Source organism: Halovulum marinum, assembly GCF_009697225.1.
Classification (GTDB): Bacteria; Pseudomonadota; Alphaproteobacteria; order Rhodobacterales; family Rhodobacteraceae; genus Halovulum; species Halovulum marinum.
In genome coordinates, this window is sequence record NZ_WIND01000007.1 from 26,690 (window position 1) to 48,259 (window position 21,570).

Here is a 21,570-nt window from a genome sequence, read left to right on the forward strand (position 1 = left end):
CCGGCGCCCCGGCGACGGGGCGCCGCACAGGCAGATCGAACAGTCGCGAGAGATCCACCCATGACCGCCATAGACCCGACAACCCAGGCCGCCGCCGCCCGCGAGGCGCGCCGCGCCGCCTGGTTCACCCGCATCAACAAGGCCGACCGCTGGTTCAGCGTTCTGGGCCTGTCCTGGCTCACCCCGGCGCTGAAGGCCGCCGCCGGCGACAATCCCCGCGCGCAGATGCGCGACGTCTGGCGCCTGCTGGGCGTGCCGCTGCTGGCCATCGCCGGGTTCCTGCTGCTGTGGGCGTCGCTGGCGCCGAAGGTCGAAACCTCGCTGGGTGCGATCCCCGGACCGGGTCAGGTGTGGGCCGAGGCGGTGAACCTGCACCAGGACGCCGCCGACAAGGCCGCGAAACAGGCGCGGTTCAGCGAGCAGGTCGAAACCCGCAACCAGCGCCTGATCGAGGCCGGCAAGGCCGACCGGGTCAAGCAGATCGCCTTCACCGGCGCGCCGTCCTACTACGAGCAGATCTGGACCTCGATCGTCACCGTGTTCTTCGGTTTCGCCGTGGCGACGCTGGTCGCGGTGCCGCTGGGGATTCTGGCCGGGCTGTCGCCCACGGCGAACGCGGCGCTAAACCCGCTGATCCAGATCTTCAAGCCGGTCTCGCCGCTGGCGTGGCTGCCGATCGTGACCATGGTGGTGTCGGCGGTCTACGCGACCAACGACGGGTTCTTCGCGAAAAGCTTCCTGACCTCGGCGATCACGGTGACGCTGTGCTCGATGTGGCCGACGCTGATCAACACCGCGCTGGGCGTCGCCTCGATCGACAAGGACCTGGTGAACGTCTCGAAGGTGCTGAAGATGGGCACCTGGACCAAGATCACCAAGCTGGTGCTGCCTTCGGCGCTGCCGCTGATCTTCACCGGCCTGCGGCTGAGCCTCGGCGTCGGCTGGATGGTGCTGATCGCCGCCGAGATGCTGGCGCAGAACCCGGGCCTGGGCAAGTTCGTCTGGGACGAGTTCCAGAACGGCAGCTCGCAGTCGCTGGCCAAGATCATGGTGGCGGTGTTCACCATCGGCATCATCGGCTTCCTGCTGGACCGGCTGATGTTCGCGATCCAGGCCGCCTTCACCTTCACCAACAACCGCTGAGGGCATCATGGGCATCCTGACCTTCAAATCCGTCAGCAAGGGCTTCGGCGAGGGGCTCGACCGCGCCGAGGTGCTGAAAGACATCGACCTGGACGTGGCCGAGGGCGAGTTCGTCGCCATCCTGGGCTTCTCGGGCACCGGCAAGTCCACGCTGATGAACCTGATGGCGGGACTGGAACGCCCCGACGCCGGGCAGGTGCTGTTCCGTGGCCGGCCCGTCGACGGGCCGGGCCGCGAGCGGGGGCTGGTGTTCCAGAGCTACAGCCTGATGCCGTGGCTGACGGTGCAGGGCAACGTCATGCTGGCCGTCGACGCGGTGTTCCCGAAACTGTCGAAACCCGAGCGGCAGAAGAAGGCCGCGCATTACATCGACATGGTGGGCCTCGGCCATGCCGCCCACCGGCGCCCGGCGGAACTGTCGGGGGGCATGCGGCAGCGCGTCTCGGTTGCCCGGGCGCTGGCGATGGACCCTGAGGTGCTGCTGCTGGACGAGCCGCTGTCCGCGCTCGATGCGCTGACCCGCGCCAACCTCGCCGACGAGATCCTGCAGATCTGGGAGGCCGACCGCAAGACCTGCGTGCTGATCACCAACGACGTGGACGAGGCGATCCTGCTGGCCGACCGCATCGTGCCGCTGAACCCGGACGGCACGCTGGGCGAGGCGTTCACCGTGGCACTGCCGCGCCCCCGCGATCGTGCGGCGATGAACCACGACGAGGCGTTCAAGGCGCTGCGGGCGCGCGTCACCGGCTACCTGATGGATGTCGGCATCGAGGCCAAGGTCGAAGGCACGCGGCAACTGCCCGACGTGACCCCGATCCACCGCATACCGGCTGCGGTAGCCCGCGCGCAGGACAGCGTGCTGGACGAGCGCTACCTGGAGTTTTCGCAGCTTCACAAGATCTATCCGACGCCGAACGGCCCGCTGACCGTGGTCGAGGATTTCGACGTGAAGGTGAAGAAGGGCGAGTTCATCTCGCTGATCGGCCATTCGGGCTGCGGCAAGTCCACCGTGCTGACGATGGCGGCGGGGCTGAACGCGATCTCGCAGGGCGGCATCATCCTCGACGGGCGCGAGGTGGTCGGCGCCGATCCCGAGCGCGCGGTGGTGTTCCAGTCGCCCTCGCTGTTTCCCTGGCTCACTGCGAAGGAGAACGTCGCCGTGGGCGTCGACCGGGTCTACCCCAGGGCCAGCCAGGCCGAGCGGCAGGATGTGGTCGAGTACTACCTTGAACGCGTGGGCCTTGCGGATGCGATGGACCGCCCGGCGGCGGATCTGTCGAACGGCATGCGCCAGCGGGTGGGGATCGCGCGGGCCTTCGCCCTGTCCCCCAAGCTGCTGCTGCTGGACGAGCCGTTCGGCATGCTCGACAGCCTCACGCGCTGGGAATTGCAGGAAGTCCTGATGGAGGTCTGGTCGCGCACCAAGGTCACCGCGGTCTGCGTCACCCACGACGTCGACGAGGCGATCCTGCTGGCCGACCGGGTGGTGATGATGACCAACGGGCCGCGTGCCACCATCGGCAAGATCACCGAGGTGAACCTGCCGCGCCCGCGCACCCGCAAGGCGTTGCTGGAGCATCCTGACTACTACAAGTACCGGCAGGAAGTACTCGATTTCCTTGAAGAATATGAGCGCGGCGCCAGCCCGAAGCCAAGGGCTTCGGCGGCCATTGCAGCGGAGTGAGCCATGACCAACAGACTTGTCATCATCGGCGCCGGCATGGCCTCGGGCCGGGTCATCGAACATCTGCACGAGACCGATCCGGGCGGCTGGGACATCACCCTGTTCAACGCCGAGGCGCGGGGCAATTACAACCGCATCATGCTGTCCCCGGTGCTGTCGGGCGAAAAGACCTACGACGACATCGTCACCCATGACGACGCCTGGTACGCCGAGCGGCACATCACCTGCCGGTTTGGCGAGCATGTCACTGCCATCGACCGGACGCGCAAGGTCGTCACCGGTCAGAACGGCGAGGTGGCCTATGACAAGCTGCTGATCGCCACCGGCTCGGCCCCGTTCATCATCCCTATCGAGGGGCGGGATCTGCCGGGCGTGATCACCTATCGCGATCTGGACGACACCAACGCGATGATCGCGGCGGCAGCGAAGGGCGGCAAGGCCGTGGTCATCGGCGGCGGGCTGCTGGGGCTGGAGGCTGCGGCCGGCCTGTCCTCGCGCGGGATGGACGTCACGGTGCTGCACCTGGTCGGCCACCTGATGGAGCGGCAGCTGGATGAGACCGCCGGATACCTGCTGAAGAAGGATCTGGAGCGGCGGGGCATCACGGTGAAGACCGGTGCCTCGACTGCCGCGATCCTGGGCAAGGACCGGGCCGAGGCCGTACTGCTTCAGGACAAGTCGGTGCTTGGCGCGGACCTTGTCGTATTGGCCGTAGGCATTCGCCCGGAGACCCGGCTGGCCACCGATGCCGGGCTGGATGTCGCGCGCGGCATCGAAGTGTCCGCTCAGATGGTCACCTCGGACCCGGATATCCTGGCGGTCGGCGAGTGCGTCGAGCTTGACGGGCAGTTGTTCGGCCTCGTCGCGCCGCTCTACGATCAGGCGAAGGTCGCCGCCGCCACGCTGATGGGACAGGGCGCCGCCTTCGTCAACCGCGAGACGGCGACCAAGCTGAAGGTCACCGGCTGCGATCTGTTCTCGGCCGGAGATTTCGCCGATGGCGACGATCGCGAGGACATCGTGTTCCGCGACCCGGCGCGCGGCGTCTACAAGCGGCTGGTGCTGCAGGGCGACCGGCTGATCGGCGCGGTGATGTACGGCGACACCGCCGACGGCGGCTGGTTCCACGGGCTGATCAAGGACGGCGCCGACGTCTCCGAAATGCGCGACACCCTGATCTTCGGGCCTGCCTTTCAGGGGGGGCGCGCGCTGGACCCTATGGCGGCCGTTGCAGCCTTACCGGCTGACGCAGAGATCTGCGGCTGCAACGGCGTGTGCAAGGGCCGGATCACCCGCGCGATCGAGGGCGGGGCGGACACGCTGGACGACGTGCGTGCGCAGACCAAGGCGTCCTCGTCCTGCGGCACCTGCACCGGCCTGGTCGAGCAGCTTCTGGCGGTCACGCTGGGCGATGCGTTCGACATGGACACGCCCAAGCCGATCTGCGCCTGCACCGATTTGACCCACGAGGATGTCCGTCGCCTGATCAAGGCGCAGGAACTGAAATCCCAGCCCGCCGTCTGGCAGGAACTGGGCTGGACCACACCGAACGGCTGCCATGTCTGCCGCCCGGCGATCAACTTCTACCTGCTGGCGGACTGGCCGGTGGAGTATCAGGACGATCCGCAGTCGCGCTTCGTGAACGAGCGCAACCACGCCAACATCCAGAAGGACGGCACCTATTCGGTGGTGCCGCGCATGTGGGGCGGGCTGACCAGCGCGACTGAATTGCGCGCCATCGCCGACGCGGCCGAGAAATACGACGTGCCCACGGTCAAGGTCACCGGCGGCCAGCGCATCGACCTGCTGGGCGTGCGCAAGGAGGATCTGCCGGCGATGTGGGCGGATCTGGGCAAGGCGGGTCTGGTCTCGGGTCACGCCTATTCCAAGGGCCTGCGTACGGTGAAGACCTGCGTCGGCACCGACCATTGCCGCTTCGGCACGCAGGATTCGACCGGGCTGGGCGTGAAGCTGGAACAGCGGCTCTGGGGCTCGTGGACGCCGCACAAGGTCAAGATGGCGGTGTCCGGCTGCCCGAGGAACTGCGCCGAGGCGACCTGCAAGGATGTCGGCATCGTCTGCGTCGACAGCGGCTACGAGATCGGCGTCGGCGGCGCGGCGGGCATGGACCTGCGGCTGACCGAACCGCTGGTGAAGGTCGAGACCGAGGCCGAGGCGATGGAATACACCGTCGCCTTCGTCCAGCTCTACCGCGAGAACGCCAGGTACCTCGACCGCCCCTACAAGTGGATCGCCAGGGTCGGGCTGGACTGGGTGCGCGACAGGCTGGCCGACGCGGCCGAGCGTCGGCGGCTGGTCGCAGCGTTCGACCTGAGCCAGACGATCTATCAGAAGGATCCCTGGGCCGAGCGGGCCGACGAGGACGCCGCGCGCGCCTTCGCGCCGCTGGCCGACCTGACGCTGGAGGCCGCGGAATGAGCTGGATCGACATTGGCGCCCTGAACGACATCCCGCTGCGCGGCGCGCGGCGGGTGAAGACGCCGCTGGGCTGCATCGCCGTGTTCCGCACGGACGAGGCCGAGGTGTTCGCTACCGCGAACGCCTGCCCGCACAAGGGCGGCCCGCTGTCCGAGGGCATCGTGCACGGTCGCAAGGTGACCTGCCCGCTGCACAACTGGGTGTTCGACCTGGAAACCGGCGAGGCGCAGGGCGCGGACGAGGGCCGCATCGCCACCTACCCGCTGCGCGTCGAGGGCGGCCGGCTGCTGCTCGACCCGGCGGTGCTGGGGCGCAGGGCGGCGTGATGGACGGCAGCGGCGTTCCCGCGATCCGCTCGACCTGCCCGTACTGCGGCGTCGGCTGCGGCGTGCGGCTGACGCCCGAAGGGTCCGGCGGGCTGCGCGTCGAGGGCGATCCCGAGCATCCGGCGAACCGCGGGCGGCTGTGCTCCAAGGGGCTGGCGCTGGCCGAGACGCTGGGGCCCGAGGGGCGGCTGCTGGCGCCGCGCGTGGACGGACGCGCGGCGGATTGGGACATGGCGCTGGACCGGGTCGCGCAGACCTTCCGGCGCACGATCGAGCGGCACGGCCCCGACAGCGTCGGCTTCTACGTCTCGGGCCAGTTGCTGACCGAGGATTACTACGTCGCCAACAAGCTGATGAAGGGCTTCATCGGCTCGGGCAACATCGACACCAACTCGCGGCTGTGCATGGCCTCGACGGTGGCGGGGCAGAAGCGGGCGTTCGGCACCGACACCGTGCCCGGTACCTGTGAGGATCTGGAACTGGCCGATCTGGTGGTGCTGGTCGGCTCCAACATGGCGTGGTGCCACCCGGTGCTGTTCCGCCGCCTGGCCGAGGCGCGCGCGGCGCGCGGTACCCGGGTCGTGGTCGTCGATCCGCGCCGCACCGCGACCTGCGACATCGCCGATCTGCACCTGAAGATCCGGCCGGGCAGCGACGTGGCGCTGTTCAACGCGCTGCTGGCGCATCTGGATGCCGCCGGCGCGGTGAACCGCGCCTTCGTCGGCGCGCACGTCGAGGGGTTCGATGCCGCGCTGGCCACCGCGCGGCAGGCCGACGCCGCCGCCACCGGGCTGGCGCGCGACGAGCTTGAGGCGTTCTTCGGGCTGTTCGCCGCGACCGGCCGCACCGTCACCGCCTTCAGCCAGGGGGTGAACCAGTCGATCAGCGGCACCGACAAGGTCAACGCGATCCTCAACTGCCATCTGGCAACGGGCCGCATCGGGCGGCCCGGCACGGGACCGCTCAGCCTGACCGGCCAGCCGAACGCGATGGGCGGGCGCGAGACCGGCGGCATGGCCAACACCCTGGCCGCGCATCTGGAGATCGAGAATGCCGACCACCGCGCCGCCGTGCAGGCGTTCTGGAACGCCCCGGCCATGGCGCAGCGGCCGGGGCTGAAGGCGGTCGAGATGTTCCGCGCCGCTGCCGACGGGCGCATCAAGGCGCTGTGGATCGCCGGCACCAACCCGGTCGTCTCGATGCCCGAGGCCGACGGCGTGGCCGCGGCGCTGCGCGCCTGCGACTTCGTCGTGGTCAGCGACATCGTCGCGCGGACCGACACCGTGCGCCTGGCCGACGTGGCGCTGCCCGCGCTCGGCTGGGCCGAGAAGGACGGCACGGTGACCAATTCCGACCGCACCATCAGCCGCCAGCGCGCCGCGCTGCCTGCGCCGGGGCAGGCCCGCGCCGATTGGGCGCTCTTCGCCGAGGTCGGCCGGCGCATGGGCTGGGCCGAGGCGTTCGACTTCCGCTCCCCCGCGCAGATCTTCCGCGAACATGCGCGGCTGTCCGGCGTCGCCGGCCGCCTCGGGCGCGATTTCGACATCTCGGGTCTGGCCGCGCTGGACGACGCTGCCTACGACGCGCTGGCGCCGGTGCGCTGGCCGGTGACCGCGGCACGCAGCGGCGGACGCTTCTTCGGCGACGGGCGGTTTTTCACCGCCTCGGGCAAGGCGCGGATGCTCGCGCTCCGGCAGGCGCCGCCGGCGGCGAAACGCTCGCCGCGCTACCCGTTCCGGCTGAACACCGGCCGGGTGCGCGACCAGTGGCACACGATGACCCGCACCGGGCGCGCCGCGCGGCTGTCGCGCCACCTGGCCGAGCCGTTCCTGCAGATCCATCCCGCCGACGCCGACGCGCTGGGGCTGGGCCCCGCCGACATCGCACGCGTCCGCGCACCCTCGGGCAGCGCGCTGCTGCGCGTGCTGATCAGCACCGACGTCGCGCCCGGCGCGCCGTTCGCGCCGATGCACTGGACCGGCGAGACCGCGCCCGCCGCGCGCATCGGCCCGCTGGTCGCCGCCGCGACCGACCCGCTGTCCGGCCAGCCCGAGGCCAAGGCCGCGGTGGTCGCGGTCGAACGCTTCGCCGCGCGCTGGTACGGCTTCGCCGTCGCACGCACCGCGTTCCGGCCCGCCACCGCCTACTGGGCGCGCACCCGCGCCGACGCCGGCTGGCGCGCCGAGATGGCCGGCGACACGCTTCCGGACGACTGGCAGGGCTACGCCCGCGCGCTGTTCGAGATCGAGGCCGAGCCGGCCTGCGTCGCCGATCCGGGCCGCGGCGTGACCCGGCTGGCCTTCGCCCGCGACGGGGTGCTGGAGGCGGCGCTGTTCGTCTCGCCGGCGCCTGTGGCGGTCGCGCGCGACTATGTCGCCGCGGCGCTGGGCACCGCGGCGCCGGACCTGCTGGCCGCGCGCCCCGGCGGCGACCGGTCCGATCCGGGCCCCACGGTGTGTGCCTGCCTCGGCGTCGGCCGCAACGTCATCCTGGGCGCGATCCGCGCCAACCCGGGCGCCGATGCCGGCGCGATCTGTGCACTGACCGGGGCCGGCACCAATTGCGGCTCATGCCGCCCCGAAGTCGCGGACCTGCTGGCGCGCGCCGCCGTGCCGCAGGCCGCCGAATGACGCGTTGAGCCGAAGGAGACGCCGATGCAGTCCTTTCCGATGTTCATCCGCACCAGCGGCCGCCGCGTGGTCGTCGCGGGCGGCGGCGAGCAGGCGGCGCAGAAGGCCCGGCTGATCCTGAAGACCGACGCCGACCTGGTGCTGGCCGCGCCGCAGCTGTGCCGCGAACTGCGGGCGCTGGTGCGGTCCGGCCGCGCTGCGCACCATGCAGGGCCGGTCACCCCGGCGCTGTTCGCCGGCACCGCGCTCAGCTTCGTCGCCACCGGCTGCCCCGGCGCCGACGCTTCGCTGCACGCGCTGGCCAAGGCCGGCGGCGCGCTGGTGAACGTGGTCGACCGGCCCGAGCTGTGCGACGCCACCACCCCGGCGATCGTCGACCGCGACCCGGTGGTGGTCGCGATCGGCACCGAGGGCACCGCGCCGGTGCTGGCGCGGGCGCTGAAGACCCGGATCGAGCAGATGATGTCGCCGCGGCTGGGCGCCTGGGCGGCGCATGCCGGCGCGCTGCGCGACGCGGTCGCGCGCGGCATTCCGCCCGCCGCCCGCCGCGCCTTCTGGTCCTGGGTCTTCCACGGCCGGCCGGCGCAGCTGCACCGGCAGGGCCGCTCGGACGAGGCCGCGGCGCTGCTGGACAGCGCGATCGCCGGGCGCCGCGTGCCCGAGGGCGCCGGCACCGGTCACGTCGCGCTGGTCGGCGCCGGCCCCGGCGCGCGCGATCTGCTGACCCTGCGCGCCGTCGAACGCCTGCAGGAGGCCGACGTGATCTTCTACGACCGGCTGGTCGGCGAGGACGTGCTGGAACTGGCCCGCCGCGACGCCGAGCGGGTCCATGTCGGCAAGCAGGTCGGCTGCTGCGCCTGGCCGCAGGACCGGATCAGCGCCGCCGTCATGGCCGAGGCGCGCAAGGGCCGCCGCGTGGTGCGGCTGAAATCGGGCGATCCCTCGGTCTTCGGCCGCGCCACCGAGGAGGTCGAGGCCGCCCGCGCCGCGGGCGTTCCGGTCGAGATCGTGCCCGGCGTGACCGCCGCCACCGCCGCCGCCGCCACGCTGCAGGACAGCCTGACCTGCCGCGGCGACACCGACACCATCGTGCTGACCACCGGCATGTGCCGCCCCGGCGATCCGCCGCCCGACTGGGGCGCGCACGTGCGCCCCGGCGCCACGCTGGTGGTCTACATGGGGGTCGGCGCGGCGGACCGGATCGCCGCGAGCCTGATCGGCGGCGGCGCCGGACCGTCGACGCCGGTCGATATCGCGGTCGCGGTCTCGACCGCGGACGAGCGGGTGATCCGCGCGCGGCTGGGCGATCTCGGCGCCACGCTTCGCCGCGAGAACGTCGCCGGAGTGGCGCTGATCATCGTGCGCATTCCCAAGCGCCACGTGGCGCCGGCGATCGCGGCCGAGTGATCGGCGCGGCTCAGCCGGTTGGCGGGATCACGCCCTTGCGCAGCGCGAAATTGCCGTAGAACCGGGTTTCCTGCGTCTGGATGATCGCGAAGGCGCGGCGCGCGCGGTCGTAGAAGTCGAAGCGCTCGATCGGGTTCAGCGGCCAGCTGCGCCCCTCGGCGGCGTCGATCACCGCCTGCGCCTCGGCGTGCACCGGCGCGATGTCGTCGGGGGTGTCGCCGACCTGCATCCGCGCCGCGGCGTCGTCCACGAAACTGTCCAGCGGATACACCGACAGCACCGCGCGGGCGACCTCGGGGGCGGCGGCGTCGATGCGCAGCAGATACCCCAGCACGCTGTCGCGCGCCACCGCCTCGGCGGGGAAGTTGGTGTCGCACAGGATCAGGTCGTCGCCGTGCCCCATGGCGCACAGCGCCTGCAGCACATCGGCGTTGAGCAGCGGGTCGATCCCCTTGAGCATGCCGGCATTCCCCCCATGTTTTCCCCCCGTGTTTTCCCGGACCATAGGCCGGCCCGCGGTGCGGCACAACTGCCCGCCGCCTGCCGCGCGGCCCGGTTCGTGCTAGGTTTCCGCATCATCGGATCCGCAGAGGAGGGGAACATGTTCGCGTTTCTGGTTCACATCCACACCGGTCCGGACGATCCGAACAAGGCCACGCTGGGGTGCCTGGTCGCGGCGACAGCGGCGCAGGCCGGGCACGATACCGCCCTTTTCCTGGCCGGCGACGGCGTCCGGCTGCTCGACCCGTCGGTGACCGCCTCGCTCGAGGGGCAGGGCACCGGCCGGCTGGACGACCACCTGGCGGCGCTGGCCGCGGCGGACGGCCGGATCTTCGTCTCCGGCACGTCGGCGCGCGCGCGGGGCTTCGACGACGCGCTGCTGGCCGGGCACCCGGCCGAGTTCGCCATGCCCGACCGGCTGGTGGCGCTGGCGTCCGGCGCGGCGACGGTGCTGTGCTACTGAGCGGCGATCGAGCGCGCGGGTGACTGCCGCGAAACGGTCTTTCGCGTCCCGCCGCGCAGCTCTGCCGGCAGATGCGCCGCTGGCCCGCGGCAGCGGCGGTTTCCCGCGGAGCCTATCCGTTCGGATAGGTCCCTGTCCCGATGCGCGGTTCCCATTCGCTGCCGTGTGCCTATTTTACGGGCATCCCCGGCCGCATTCGGCTGCGGGAGATCCGTCTGGCCTGGCCGACGTAACCCCCAAATGCGTCGCATCCGGTTTGGACACAGTGAAACGGGCCCTCGGGCTCGTTTCACGCCCCCCCGCATTGCGGCTCGGACTACGGATTGTTGTGCAAACAAGACCGGTTGCCGTGCTATGAGGTCCGCAACCAGGACCAGTCGATCATTGCAAGGGGAGCGTTCATGGAACTCCGGACACGGACCTTCGACAGAACCGGCAACGGCGGCGTGACGCTGACCGAACTGGGGTTCGGCACCGCGCCGCTTGGCAATCTCTACCGGGCGATTTCGGACGACGAGGCCGACGCCATCCTGCAGGCGGCCTGGGATGCGGGGGTGCGTTATTTCGACACAGCGCCGCTTTATGGACTGGGTCTGTCCGAAGCCCGGCTGAACCGCTTCCTGCGGGACAAGCCGCGCGACGAATATGTGCTGTCGACCAAGGTGGGCCGACTGCTGCGCCCCTGTCCGCCCGAGCGGCGCGACGGCATCGGCAAGTGGTTCGATGTGCCCGCCCGGCAGGAGGTCTACGACTACACCTACGACGGCGTCATGCGCTCGGTCGAGTTCTCGCTCGAGCGTCTGGGGATCGAGCGCATCGACATCCTCTATGTGCACGACATCGACGTGCCCAACCAGGGCTCGCGCGCGGCGGCGAACGCCAAGGTCGACCAGCTGATGGCGGGCGGCTACCACGCGTTGCTGAGCCTGCGCGAGCAGGGCGTGATCCAGGCGTTCGGCGCGGGCGTGAACGAATGGCAGGTCTGCCAGCAGCTGACCGAACGCGGCGACTTCGACCTGTTCCTGCTGGCCGGCCGCTACACGCTGCTGGAGCAGGAGGCGCTGGAAAGCTTCCTGCCGCTGTGCGAGAGGCGCGGCATCGGCATCGTCATCGGCGGGCCCTACAATTCCGGCATCCTGGCCACCGGCCCGGTCGAGGGCGCGTATTACAACTACGAACCCGCCCCGCCCGAGATCATGGCGCGCGTCGCCCGGATCCAGACGGTCTGCCAGGCGCATGACACGCCGCTGGTCGCCGCCGCCTTCCACTTCCCGCTCGGGCACCCGTGCGTGCATTCGGTCATCCCCGGCGGGCAGAGCGTCGCGCAGATGCGCCAGAACGCCGAGGTCGCGCAGGTCCGTGTCCCGCCCGAGCTGTGGGCCGCGCTGAAGGCCGAGGGCCTGCTGCGCGCCGACGCCCCGACGGAGTGAGGCCGATGCAGATCGACGCCCACCAGCACTACTGGCACCCCGCCCGCGGCGACTACAACTGGATGCCGGCGGGGCATCCGGTGCTCGACCGGCCCTATGGCCCCGCCGACCTGGCGCCATCGCTCGCCCGCCACGGCATCGCGCGGACGATCCTCGTGCAGGCCGCGCCGACGGTCGCGGAAACCCACTACATGCTGGGCGTCGCCGACGCGACGCCCTCGGTCGCCGGCGTGGTCGGCTGGATCGACTTCGAGGACCGCGCGCAGTCCAGTGTGCTGGAACGGCTGGCCGCGCACCCGAAATTCCTCGGGGTGCGGCCGATGATCCAGGACATTGCCGATGTCGACTGGATGTTGCGCGACGACGTCGCCTGGGCCTACCCGGCGCTGACCGACCTCGGGCTGGCGTTCGACGCGCTGGGCTTTCCCCGGCACCTGGACAACTTCGCCAGGATCCGGGACCGCAACCCGGCGCTGCGCATGGTGATCGACCACTGCATGAAGCCGCAGATCCGGGACCATTCCGACGCCAGCCTCGCCGACTGGTCGGCGGGGATGGCGCGGCTGGCCGGGGCGGGGCTGTTCGTCAAGCTCTCGGGCCTCGTCACCGAGGCCGCCGCCGGCTGGACCGCCGACGACCTGCGCCCCTATGCGCACGAGGTGCTGCGCCTGTTCGGGCCCGAGCGGGTGATGTGGGGCAGCGACTGGCCGGTGTGCCTGAACGCCGGCAGCTATGACCACTGGCGAAGCGCGGCCGAGGCGCTGACCGCACACCTCGATGCCGGTGCGCGGGCCGCGGTGTTCGGCGGCACCGCGGCGCGGTTCTACGGCGTGGACGCGGCCTAGTCGTCGAACCGGCTGACCGGCGCGCCGGCGACGGGGGCCGGCATCGCGAACACGCCGCCCGAGTCGGGCGCGGCCGCCAGCGCCGCCGCGTCGAGGTTGGCGCGGATGCTGGTGAAGTACAGCGTCTTCAGGTCCGGCCCGCCGAAGCAGGGCATCGTCGGGCGCGGCACCGGCACCTCGATCCGGCTCAGCAACTCGCCCTGCGGCGACCAGCAGTTCAGCGCGCCCGCCGAGACGCCGGCGCTCCAGTAGTTGCCGTCGATGTCGGTGGCGCCGCCGTCGGGACGGCCCTGCGCCTCGGTCGGCTCGGCGATCCGGGTGCGGTTCTTCATGTTGCCCGAGGCCGGGTCGAAGTCCCAGCGGTCGATCCACTGGCCGCGCGAATCCGCGTGGTACATGGTCATGCCGTCGGCGGACCACGCCAGCCCGTTGGTGGTGCGCAGCCCGTCCAGCCGCTTCTCGACGCTGCCGTCGGCGCCGACGCGGAACAGCGCGCCCTGCGGATCGTCGGGATCCTGCCGCTCGACCATGGTGCCGACCCAGAACGCGCCGTCCGGCCCGACCTTGCCGTCGTTGGCGCGGCTGCCCGCTGCCGCCTCGAGGGTCGCGACCGGCGTCGTCTCGCCGCTGTCGGCGTCGAACAGCACCACCTCGAGGCCGGTGGCCACCACCAGCCGCCCGCTGCGGCACAGCCCCATGCTGCCGGTGGGACCGGGAAAGCCCCATTCCCGGCGGGCCCCGGTCTGCGGCACCAACGCATGCACCGCACAGGCCGGGATGTCGCACCAGTACAGGGTTCCGGTGTCGCTGTCCCAGACGGGGCTTTCGGTCAGGCTGAAGGGGCCGCTGGCCACGCATTCGATAGTCATCTTTCGGTCCTCGTGGATGCCGCTTGCCGGGCTGGTCGGCGCGGCGGGGTGGTTCCGGGCTGGATGGAAGCTTGCCGTGACATCGCGCGGGGTCATGCCCCCAGATCGGGACCGGGACAATCCAGCGGCGCACGCGAGGTGGCGGAGAGGCGCAGCTCCGACGGATCGCCCGCGGCGACCCCCGCCATCCGCGCGAAGAAGTCGCCGTCGCGCCGGGAAAAGATCCAGCACTGCGGCGACGGCGTGTCCTCGTAGACGAAGCACAGCGCCTCGCCGCCGTCATACCAGAAGCCGTGGCTGCAGCTGCCGTCGGCGTACTGCCAGATGACGCGGCGACCCGGCAGGTACTGCTCGGCGCCGTACGGCGCGCCGCGCCGGCTGAAGCGCAGGGTCCGGCCGGTGCTCATGGTCTCGAAGCGCTCGGCGTCGACCGCCGTCTCGGCGGCGGTTGCGGTGGCCGGTGGAGCGGCCAGCAGCGCCAGCGCGACGAGCGCCGGGCGCATCAACTGGTCAGCTCCGGCCCGCAGCTGGCGGGCACGTCCGAGATCTGCGTCACGGTCTGGATCGTGCCGACGCTCATGCCATCCGCCAGCATCGGGATCACCAGGATCCGGCCGTCCGAGCGCACGTGTCGGAAGCAGCTGTATTCGCCGCTGGACCAGTCGAAACAGAAGATGCCGTCGGCCCAGGACCAGTTGCCGTCCATGCAGGTGCCGTCGGCGAGCCGGATCCACACCGTGTCCGAGCCGGTGTCGTAGGTTTCGCGCGCCCAGACCTCGCCGCCGATGCTGTAGGTGACGGTGCGGCCCCGGACCAGGGCGCGCCAGTCCTCCTTGGCGATGTCCGCCATGCCGGTCTCGGCCCCGTCCTGCGTGTCGGCAGGTGCGTTTCCGGGCGCGTTTCCGGGCGCGTTTCCGGGCCGGTCGGCGGGCGACTCGGCGGGATCGGCGGGATCCAGCGCCAGCGCCGGCGCGGCCGCCAGAGCCGCCGTCCACAGGATGAATGTCAGCAATCTGCGCATCGGTCCCCCTTCGATTTGCCATATGTCCGCCGTTGCGCGGCTCAGGTCAAGCGGGCACCGGGTTTCCGATCCGCGCTGCCTCGACGGCATCGGCCACGTTCGCTGTCCGATCCGGTGCGCGACCGGTCGCTTTGGGGCTAGGACAGGGGCGCGCGCGCATCCTACTGTGCCATGGACACATCCGGAGACGAAAGCAGCGATGGCACCACTCGACGAAAAGCGCGGCGTCTGGAAACAGGGCCGGGGCAAGGGCCGGCCGACCCCCAAGGGCCGCCAGCCGCAGGACCAGGCCCTGGCCGAGGTGCGCCGCCTGCTGGGCGACCGGCCGCGCCGCCGCGACCTGCTGATCGAGCATCTGCACCTGATCCAGGACGCCCACGGCCACCTGTCCGCGGCGCACCTGGCGGCGCTGGCCGACGAGATGCGCCTGGCGCAGGCCGAGGTTTACGAGGTGGCGACCTTCTACGCCCATTTCGACGTGGTGAAGGAGGGCGAGACCCCGCCGCCCGCGCTGACCGTGCGCGTCTGCGATTCGCTGTCGTGCGAGCTGGCCGGCGCGCAGGCGCTGAAGGCGGCGCTGGAGGAGGGCCTCGACCCGGCGCGGGTGCGCGTCGTGCGCGCGCCCTGCATGGGCCGCTGCGACACCGCCCCGGTGGCCGAGGTCGGGCATCACTTCGTCGACCGCGCCACCCCGGAAGGCGTGTTGGCCGCGGTGCGCGAGGGGCGCACGCACGCGCAGGTTCCCGGCTACGAGGCGCTCGACGCCTACCGTGCGGGCGGCGGCTACGCTGTGCTGGCGCGGCTGCGCGCGTCGGGCGATCCCGAGGCGGTGCAGGCGCAGGTGCTGGCGTCGGGCCTGCGCGGGCTTGGCGGCGCGGGCTTTCCGTCGGGCAAGAAATGGAGCTTCGTGCGCGCCGCCGAAGGGCCGCGCTACCTGGCGGTGAACGGCGACGAGGGCGAGCCGGGAACCTTCAAGGACCGCTACTTCCTGGAACGCCAGCCGCACCTGATGCTGGAGGGGATGCTGATCGCCGCCTGGGCGGTGGATGCCGCGCGCTGCTACGTCTACATGCGCGACGAATACCCGGCGGTGCTGGAGATCCAGCGCCGCGAGATCGCGGCGCTGGAGCGCGCCGGCCTTGTGCCGCCCGGCTACATCGCGCTGCGCCGCGGCGCCGGCGCCTACATCTGCGGCGAGGAGAGCGCGATGCTCGAATCGATCGAGGGCAAGCGCGGCCTGCCGCGCCACCGGCCGCCCTATGTCGCGCAGGTCGGCCTGTTCGGCCGCCCGACGCTGGTGCACAACGTCGAGACGCTGCACTGGGTGGCGCGGGTCTGCCGCGAGGGGCCGGAGGTGCTGTCGTCGGTCGAAAAGAACGGCCGCACCGGGCTGCGCAGCTTCTCGGTCTCGGGGCGGGTGGCGCGGCCCGGGGTCTACACGCTGCCCGCCGGCGCGACGATCGCCGACGTGATCGCGGCCGCGGGCGGCATGGCCGCCGGCCACGCGTTCAAGGCGTACCAGCCGGGCGGGCCGTCCTCGGGCCTGCTGCCGGCGGCGCTGGACGACGTGCCGCTGGACTTCGACATGCTGCAGCCGCACGGCAGCTTCATCGGTTCGGCCGCGGTGGTGGTGCTGTCGGACCGGGACAGCGCGAAGGCGGCGGCGCTGAACATGCTGCGGTTCTTCGAGGACGAAAGCTGCGGCCAGTGCACGCCCTGCCGGGTCGGCTGCGAGAAGGCGGTGAAGCTGATGCAGGCCGAGCGCTGGGACCGGAACCTGCTGGAGGACCTGTGCCAGGCGATGGCCGACGCCTCGATCTGCGGGCTCGGGCAGGCGGCGCCGAACCCGATCCGGCTGGCGATCAGGCACTTCCCCGACGAGGTCTGATCCTCCGATCCGGCGGAGCGCCCGTTCCGGGCGCAAGTCCCCTGCCGGAGCGGCGTTGGCGCGACGCCCGCGGCCGCGCGCCCGACGGGCTTCCATCTTGCCCGCCGGCGTATTAGGTGGGTCAGGATTGGCAAGGGGGCGCGCGCATGGCGTTTTTCGGCAAGCTCAGGGACCGGCTGTTCAAATCCTCGGCGCGGCTGGAGGAGGGGATCGACGCGCTGGTCGAGGAGGCCCCCGCCGCGCCGGCGCCGCCGGCGCAGGAGCCTTCGCCCGATGCCGCCCCGCCCGATGCCGCCGCACCCGTGGGGCCCGCGCCCGCGCCGCGCGCCGGTCTGCTGGGCCGGCTGACCGGCCGCGCCCCGGCCGAGCCGCAGCGGGTGCTGGACGATGCCATGCTGGAAAGCCTGGAGGAGCTGCTGATCAGCGCCGACATGGGCGTCGAGACCTCGCTGAAGGTGGCCGCCAACATGGCCGAGGGGCGGTTCGGGCGGCGGCTGGGCGCGACCGAGATCAAGCGCCTTCTGGCCGACGAGATCGCCGCGATCCTCGATCCGGTGGCCCGGCCGATGCCGCTGTTCCCGAAAAAGCCGCAGGTGGTGCTGGTGGTCGGCGTCAACGGCTCGGGCAAGACCACGACCATCGGCAAGCTGGCCAGCCAGTTCCGCGCCGCGGGCAAGTCGGTGGTGATCGCCGCCGGCGACACCTTCCGCGCCGCCGCGGTCGAGCAGCTGCAGATCTGGGGCGCGCGCGCCGACGTGCCGGTGATGACCGCGCCCGAGGGCAGCGACCCGGCCAGCCTGGCCTTCGACGCGCTGGCCCGCGCCGAGGCCGAGGGCGCCGACCTGCTGATGATCGACACCGCCGGGCGGCTGCAGAACCGCAAGGACCTGATGGAGGAACTGGCCAAGATCGTCCGCGTGCTGCGCAAGCGCGATCCCGAGGCGCCGCACAACACCCTGCTGGTGCTGGACGCGACCACCGGGCAGAACGCGCTGGAGCAGGTGCGGATCTTCCGCGAGGTGGCCGATGTCACCGGGCTGGTGATGACCAAGCTCGACGGCACCGCCAAGGGCGGGGTGCTGGTGGCGCTGGCCGACCGGTTCGGGCTGCCGATCCATGCCATCGGCGTCGGCGAGCAGATCGACGACCTGCAGCCGTTCGACCCGGCCGAGTTCGCCGCCGCGCTGACCGGGCAGTCTGCGGCGCAAGGCGCCGGCGGCGCGGCCTGACCCTAGTCCTCCCAGCCCAGCAGGTGCTTCATCCAGCGCAGAACGGCGAGCACGATCAGCGCCAGCACCACGGCGATGCCGCCGAGCGCCAGGTTGCCCGAGCCGCTGGCCAGGCCGATCGCCCCGGCCAGCCACATGCTGGCGCCGGTGGTCAGCCCCTTGATCTTGCCGCCCGAAGTGATGATCGAGCCCGCCGCCAGGAAGGCGACGCCGGCAGTCACGGCCTCGATCAGGCGCAGCGGGTCGATGCGCAGCCGGCCCTCGTCGCCGACCGGTTCGGGCATCGAGATCAGCTCCAGGGCGATGAGCGTGAACAGGCAGGCCGCCAGGCTGATCAGCATGTGCGTGCGCAGCCCGGCGGGCCGCTCGTGGGCCTCGCGCTCGAAGCCGATGACGCCGCCCATCACCAGTGCCGCGGTCATGCGGATCAGCACGGACTGAAGCGTAAGCCCGCTGTAGGGCATCAGAAAATCTTCGGGCATCATGGCGATGGACTATGGGGCGGGGTCCGCCGGCTTCAAGGGACGGCGCGGCCATGGGCGAGGTGATCGCCGGGCTGGCCGGAACCCCGCAGGGCGCGACGCTGGCGATGGCGCTGGCGCTGCTGTCGGCGTTCTCGCACGCGATCTTCGGCGCGCTGCAGAAATGGCGCTTCGACCCCTGGCTGACGCGCGGCGCGATCGACGGCTTCTACTGCCTGGGCGCGCTGCCGGTGGCGCTGCTGGTGATGCCCTGGCCCGAGCCGCACGTCTGGCCGATCCTGGCCGGCGCGTTCGTGATCCACACCGCCTACAAGTACGTGCTGGCGATGGCCTACGAGCGCGCCGCCTACACCGTGGTCTACCCGGTGGTGCGCGGCACCGGTCCGCTGGTCACCGTGCTGGGCGCCTGGATCGTGTTCGCCGAGGTGTTCACCCTGGTCCAGTGGGGCGGCGTGCTGCTGCTGTCGGGCGGCATCTTCGGGCTGGCGGCGTGGAACCTGTCGCGCACAAACGTCGACCGCGGCGCGCTGCAGGTGGCGCTGGCGCTGGCTTTCGGCACCGGGATCATCGTCGCCTGCTACACCGTCTACGACGCCTGGGGGATCCGCTCGACGGTGAACCCGTTCACCTTCCTGGCCTGGTTCTTCGTGGTCGACGGGCTGGCGTTCCCGTTCCTGGCGGTGCGCCGCTGGCGGCGGCTGGCCAATCCGCCGTCGGCGGTGCCGCTGCTGGCGCGCGGTTTTCTGGGCGCGCTGATCGCCTATGTAAGCTTCGGGTCGGTGATGCTGGCGACGCGTCTCGACAAGGTGGGTGAGGCCGCGGTACTGCGCGAGACCTCGGCGGTGTTCGCCGCGCTGATCGGCTGGGTCTTCCTGAAGGAGACCGTGGGCCCGGTGCGGGCGCTGCTGATGGCGCTGATCGCGCTGGGCGCGGTAGTGGTGGAATTTGGCGGTGGCTGAGAAAGGATGTCGGGAATGGCGGCGAAGGAGCTGAACCCGCTGGTGAAGGTGGCGCTCGAACTGGGGCCGGTGGCGGTCTATTTCCTGGCCTACCAGCTGTTCCAGGACAGCCCGGTCGAGATCGGCGGGCGCAGCTATGGCGCGGTGGTCGCCGCCACGGCGGTGTTCGTGCCGCTGATGCTGGCCAGCCTCGGCGTCAGCTGGGCGCTGACCCGCAGCCTGCCGCGGATGTCGGTGTTCACCGCGATCGTCGTGGTGGTGTTCGGCGGGCTGACGGTCTGGCTGAACGACGACACCTTCACCAAGATGCGGCCCACCGTGGTCTACGGTCTGTTCGCGCTGATCCTCGGTGTCGGGCTGTGGGGGCAGGGGCGGTCGTACCTGCAGTACCTGATGGGCCCGGTGATGCCGCTGAGCGACGAAGGCTGGCTGGCCTTCACCCGCAACTGGGTTGTGTTCTTCGTGTTCATGTCGGTGTTCAACGAGTTCGTCTGGCGCGTGCTGGGCGAGGAGGCCTGGATCTGGCTCGACAGTTTCGGCCAGTTCCTGCTGACCGTCGGCTTCCTCGCGACGCAATATCCGCTGCTGCGCAAGCACATGCCCGAGGATGGCTGAGCGCGCGTCTGGGTCCGTGCCTCAGTCCAGCGCGACGCCCAGCAGCGGCTGGAAGCGCGTCTCGTAGACGGCGCGGGTGATCGGGCCCGGATGACGCAGCAGGACCTTGCCGTCGGCGTCGATCACGAAGGTCTCGGGCAGGCCGTATATGCCCCAGTCGATGCCGGCGCGGCCGGCGGCGTCGACGCCCACCGCGGTGAAGGGGTTGCCCAGTTCCCGCAGGAAGCCCAGCGCGTCCTCGGGCTGATCCTTGTAGTTGACGCCGATGATCGGCACGCCGGCCTCGGCCATCGCCTCCAGCGTCGGGTGCTCGGCCCGGCACGGGCCGCACCAGCTGGCCCAGAAGTTCACCAGCTTGATCCCGTCGGCGGTCAGCGCGTCCGGCCCCGGCGCGGGCACGCCCAGCCCGTCGAGCGGCGGCAGCTCGAGCGCCGGCGCGGTGCGGCCGGCGAGGGCGCTGGGCAGCTCGTCCGGCGCCTCGCGCCACAGCCCCATCAGCAGCACGCCGGCGAAGGCGAGGAACAGCACCGGCGGGATCAGCAGCAGCCAGTTGAAGCCGCGACGCCGCTTGCCGGCGGTGCCGGCGTTTCCGGACAGGTTCTCAGACATGGCTTCGTCCTTGCTTGGCCTCGGCCCGGCGCAGCGCGCGGCGCACGCGGCCGGCGCGCAGCACGCTGTGCGCCACCAGCAGCCCGATCAGCAGCCCCGAGGCCGCATAGGCGCCCAGCACCGCGCCGGCGTAGTCTCCCAGCTCCGGCATCACGCCACCTCCTCGGCCAGGCGGCCGGCGCGCAGCTCCAGCGCGCGCAGCCGGCGAAGGCGGATCTCGGTCCGGGTGCGCAGCAGCACCAGGGTCACGAACAGCAGCACGAAGCCGGCCATCGACAGCAGCAGCGGCAGGTAGAACACGTCGGCGACGTTCTCCTCGGCGTCCAGCGACAGCGACGCGCCCTGGTGCAGGCCCTGGTTCCAGAACAGCACCGCATAGCGCGACAGCAGCGCGAAGACCGAGCCGACCAGCGCCAGCGCGGCGGTCAGGTCGGCGGCCTTCTCGGGGTCCTCGACCGCCTCCCACAGGGCCATGTAGCCGAGGTAGAACACGAACAGGATCAGAAAGCTGGTCAGCCGCGGGTCCCAGGCCCACCAGGTGCCCCACATCGGCTGCCCCCACAGCGCCCCGGTGACCAGCGCCACCAGCGTGAAGGTCGCGCCCACCGGCGCCGCGGCCCGCGCCGCCAGCGCCGAGACATGGTGCCGCCGCACCGCCCAGATCAGCGAGGCGACCAGCATCATGATCCAGGCGTTGATCGCCATCAGCGCCGCGGGCACGTGCAGGTAGATGATCTTGACCGTGGCGCCCTGGCGGTAATCGTCCGGGGTGAAGAAGAACCCCCAGACCAGACCGGCCCCCAGGCACGCCGCCGTCAGCGCCCACAGCGCGGGCATCGCGCGCCCGGACAGGCGCATGAACTCGACGGGGTTGGCGTATCTCCACAGCGACATGCGCAACAGGTAATCCGGGCCGCCGCGGCGCGCAATGCGGCAAAAATCGCGCCGCCGTGATCTGCGCATCCCTCGGGCGTGGGCGGGCCGCTGCCGCTGGATCGACTGCAGCAGGCAGGCCGGCGACAGGGCC

The 21,570-nt window shown here is 71.4% G+C and carries 21 protein-coding genes; 13 read left to right on the forward strand and 8 right to left on the reverse strand.

Translation table 11 applies throughout. The features are described from left to right. Window positions 1–60: 60 nt before the first annotated feature. The 6 genes from GE300_RS10670 to cysG are packed head-to-tail and all read left to right on the forward strand — an operon-like array spanning window position 61 to window position 9,632. Window positions 61–1,143 carry an ABC transporter permease gene (locus tag GE300_RS10670; RefSeq protein ID WP_154446556.1) on the forward strand — a complete coding sequence of 361 codons (1,083 nt, stop codon included), beginning with the start codon at window positions 61–63 and terminating at the stop codon, window positions 1,141–1,143. A 7-nt stretch (window positions 1,144–1,150) separates the two neighbouring features. Further along, the gene (locus GE300_RS10675; RefSeq protein ID WP_154446557.1) at window positions 1,151–2,830 is read left to right on the forward strand and encodes an ABC transporter ATP-binding protein; all 1,680 of its coding nucleotides are present in this window, start codon (window positions 1,151–1,153) and stop codon (window positions 2,828–2,830) included. A gap of 3 nt (window positions 2,831–2,833) precedes the next feature. Next, on the forward strand, window positions 2,834–5,269 hold the full coding sequence (nirB, locus tag GE300_RS10680) for a nitrite reductase large subunit NirB (protein ID WP_154446558.1): 2,436 nt from the start codon (window positions 2,834–2,836) through the stop codon (window positions 5,267–5,269). Beyond that, window positions 5,266–5,595 carry a nitrite reductase small subunit NirD gene (gene nirD / locus GE300_RS10685; RefSeq protein ID WP_154446559.1) on the forward strand — a complete coding sequence of 110 codons (330 nt, stop codon included), beginning with the start codon at window positions 5,266–5,268 and terminating at the stop codon, window positions 5,593–5,595. The genes nirB and nirD overlap by 4 nt, the downstream gene beginning before the upstream one ends. Beyond that, entirely contained in the window at window positions 5,595–8,225 is a 2,631-nt protein-coding gene (locus GE300_RS10690; protein WP_154446560.1) for a nitrate reductase, read from the forward strand. The genes nirD and GE300_RS10690 overlap by 1 nt, the downstream gene beginning before the upstream one ends. Before the next feature lie 24 nt (window positions 8,226–8,249). Beyond that, complete coding sequence (cysG, locus tag GE300_RS10695) at window positions 8,250–9,632, forward strand: siroheme synthase CysG (protein WP_233416929.1); 1,383 nt, start codon at window positions 8,250–8,252, stop codon at window positions 9,630–9,632. A gap of 10 nt (window positions 9,633–9,642) precedes the next feature. Here the strand turns inward: cysG and GE300_RS10700 are convergent, their stop codons facing one another. Further along, entirely contained in the window at window positions 9,643–10,092 is a 450-nt protein-coding gene (locus GE300_RS10700; protein ID WP_154446561.1) for an RbsD/FucU family protein, read from the reverse strand. A gap of 141 nt (window positions 10,093–10,233) precedes the next feature. On the opposite strand from GE300_RS10700, the gene GE300_RS10705 reads away from it, so the two are divergent. From GE300_RS10705 to GE300_RS10715, 3 genes are all read left to right on the forward strand, one after another. Next, window positions 10,234–10,596 (forward strand): DsrE family protein, encoded by a 363-nt coding sequence (locus GE300_RS10705; protein ID WP_154446562.1) that lies wholly within the window; start codon window positions 10,234–10,236, stop codon window positions 10,594–10,596. Between the two features lie 401 nt (window positions 10,597–10,997). Further along, the gene (locus tag GE300_RS10710) at window positions 10,998–12,026 is read left to right on the forward strand and encodes an aldo/keto reductase (RefSeq protein ID WP_154446563.1); all 1,029 of its coding nucleotides are present in this window, start codon (window positions 10,998–11,000) and stop codon (window positions 12,024–12,026) included. Between the two features lie 5 nt (window positions 12,027–12,031). Then, window positions 12,032–12,871: an amidohydrolase family protein gene (locus GE300_RS10715; RefSeq protein ID WP_154446564.1), complete on the forward strand. Its 840-nt coding sequence runs from the start codon at window positions 12,032–12,034 to the stop codon at window positions 12,869–12,871. Here GE300_RS10715 and GE300_RS10720 read toward each other — a convergent pair. The 3 genes from GE300_RS10720 to GE300_RS10730 all read right to left on the reverse strand — a co-directional run bounded on the left by GE300_RS10720 (window position 12,868) and on the right by GE300_RS10730 (window position 14,761). Then, entirely contained in the window at window positions 12,868–13,740 is an 873-nt protein-coding gene (locus tag GE300_RS10720) for an SMP-30/gluconolactonase/LRE family protein (RefSeq protein WP_154446565.1), read from the reverse strand. The two genes, GE300_RS10715 and GE300_RS10720, sit on opposite strands and share 4 nt — an antisense overlap. A gap of 92 nt (window positions 13,741–13,832) precedes the next feature. Further along, the gene (locus GE300_RS10725; RefSeq protein WP_154446566.1) at window positions 13,833–14,243 is read right to left on the reverse strand and encodes a hypothetical protein; all 411 of its coding nucleotides are present in this window, start codon (window positions 14,241–14,243) and stop codon (window positions 13,833–13,835) included. Beyond that, window positions 14,243–14,761: a hypothetical protein gene (locus tag GE300_RS10730; RefSeq protein ID WP_154446567.1), complete on the reverse strand. Its 519-nt coding sequence runs from the start codon at window positions 14,759–14,761 to the stop codon at window positions 14,243–14,245. The genes GE300_RS10725 and GE300_RS10730 overlap by 1 nt, the downstream gene beginning before the upstream one ends. A gap of 199 nt (window positions 14,762–14,960) precedes the next feature. On the opposite strand from GE300_RS10730, the gene GE300_RS10735 reads away from it, so the two are divergent. After that, complete coding sequence (locus GE300_RS10735) at window positions 14,961–16,649, forward strand: NAD(P)H-dependent oxidoreductase subunit E (RefSeq protein WP_154446568.1); 1,689 nt, start codon at window positions 14,961–14,963, stop codon at window positions 16,647–16,649. Between the two features lie 146 nt (window positions 16,650–16,795). After that, on the forward strand, window positions 16,796–17,878 hold the full coding sequence (ftsY, locus tag GE300_RS10740) for a signal recognition particle-docking protein FtsY (protein WP_154446569.1): 1,083 nt from the start codon (window positions 16,796–16,798) through the stop codon (window positions 17,876–17,878). Window positions 17,879–17,880: 2 nt separating this feature from the next. On the opposite strand, the gene GE300_RS10745 is transcribed toward ftsY, so the two are convergent. Beyond that, complete coding sequence (locus tag GE300_RS10745; protein ID WP_233416930.1) at window positions 17,881–18,342, reverse strand: MgtC/SapB family protein; 462 nt, start codon at window positions 18,340–18,342, stop codon at window positions 17,881–17,883. Window positions 18,343–18,413: 71 nt separating this feature from the next. Between GE300_RS10745 and GE300_RS10750 the strand changes: the two genes are divergently transcribed. After that, window positions 18,414–19,319, forward strand: a complete 906-nt coding sequence (locus GE300_RS10750) for a DMT family transporter (RefSeq protein ID WP_154446571.1) — start codon at window positions 18,414–18,416, stop codon at window positions 19,317–19,319. Window positions 19,320–19,334: 15 nt separating this feature from the next. After that, window positions 19,335–19,934, forward strand: coding sequence for an inner membrane-spanning protein YciB (locus tag GE300_RS10755; protein WP_233416931.1), 600 nt, complete (start codon window positions 19,335–19,337; stop codon window positions 19,932–19,934). Window positions 19,935–19,955: 21 nt separating this feature from the next. Here GE300_RS10755 and GE300_RS10760 read toward each other — a convergent pair whose 3' ends face one another. From GE300_RS10760 to ccmC, 3 genes are read right to left on the reverse strand one after another with little or no spacing between them, the layout of a single operon-like run. After that, on the reverse strand, window positions 19,956–20,477 hold the full coding sequence (locus GE300_RS10760) for a DsbE family thiol:disulfide interchange protein (protein WP_233416945.1): 522 nt from the start codon (window positions 20,475–20,477) through the stop codon (window positions 19,956–19,958). Window positions 20,478–20,535: 58 nt separating this feature from the next. Continuing rightward, window positions 20,536–20,694 (reverse strand): heme exporter protein CcmD, encoded by a 159-nt coding sequence (gene ccmD, locus GE300_RS10765; RefSeq protein WP_154446574.1) that lies wholly within the window; start codon window positions 20,692–20,694, stop codon window positions 20,536–20,538. Beyond that, a complete protein-coding gene (ccmC, locus tag GE300_RS10770) occupies window positions 20,694–21,437 on the reverse strand; it encodes a heme ABC transporter permease CcmC (protein WP_154446575.1) in 744 nt (247 codons plus the stop codon). Before ccmC ends, ccmD begins: the two co-directional genes overlap by 1 nt. Window positions 21,438–21,570: the final 133 nt, after the last annotated feature.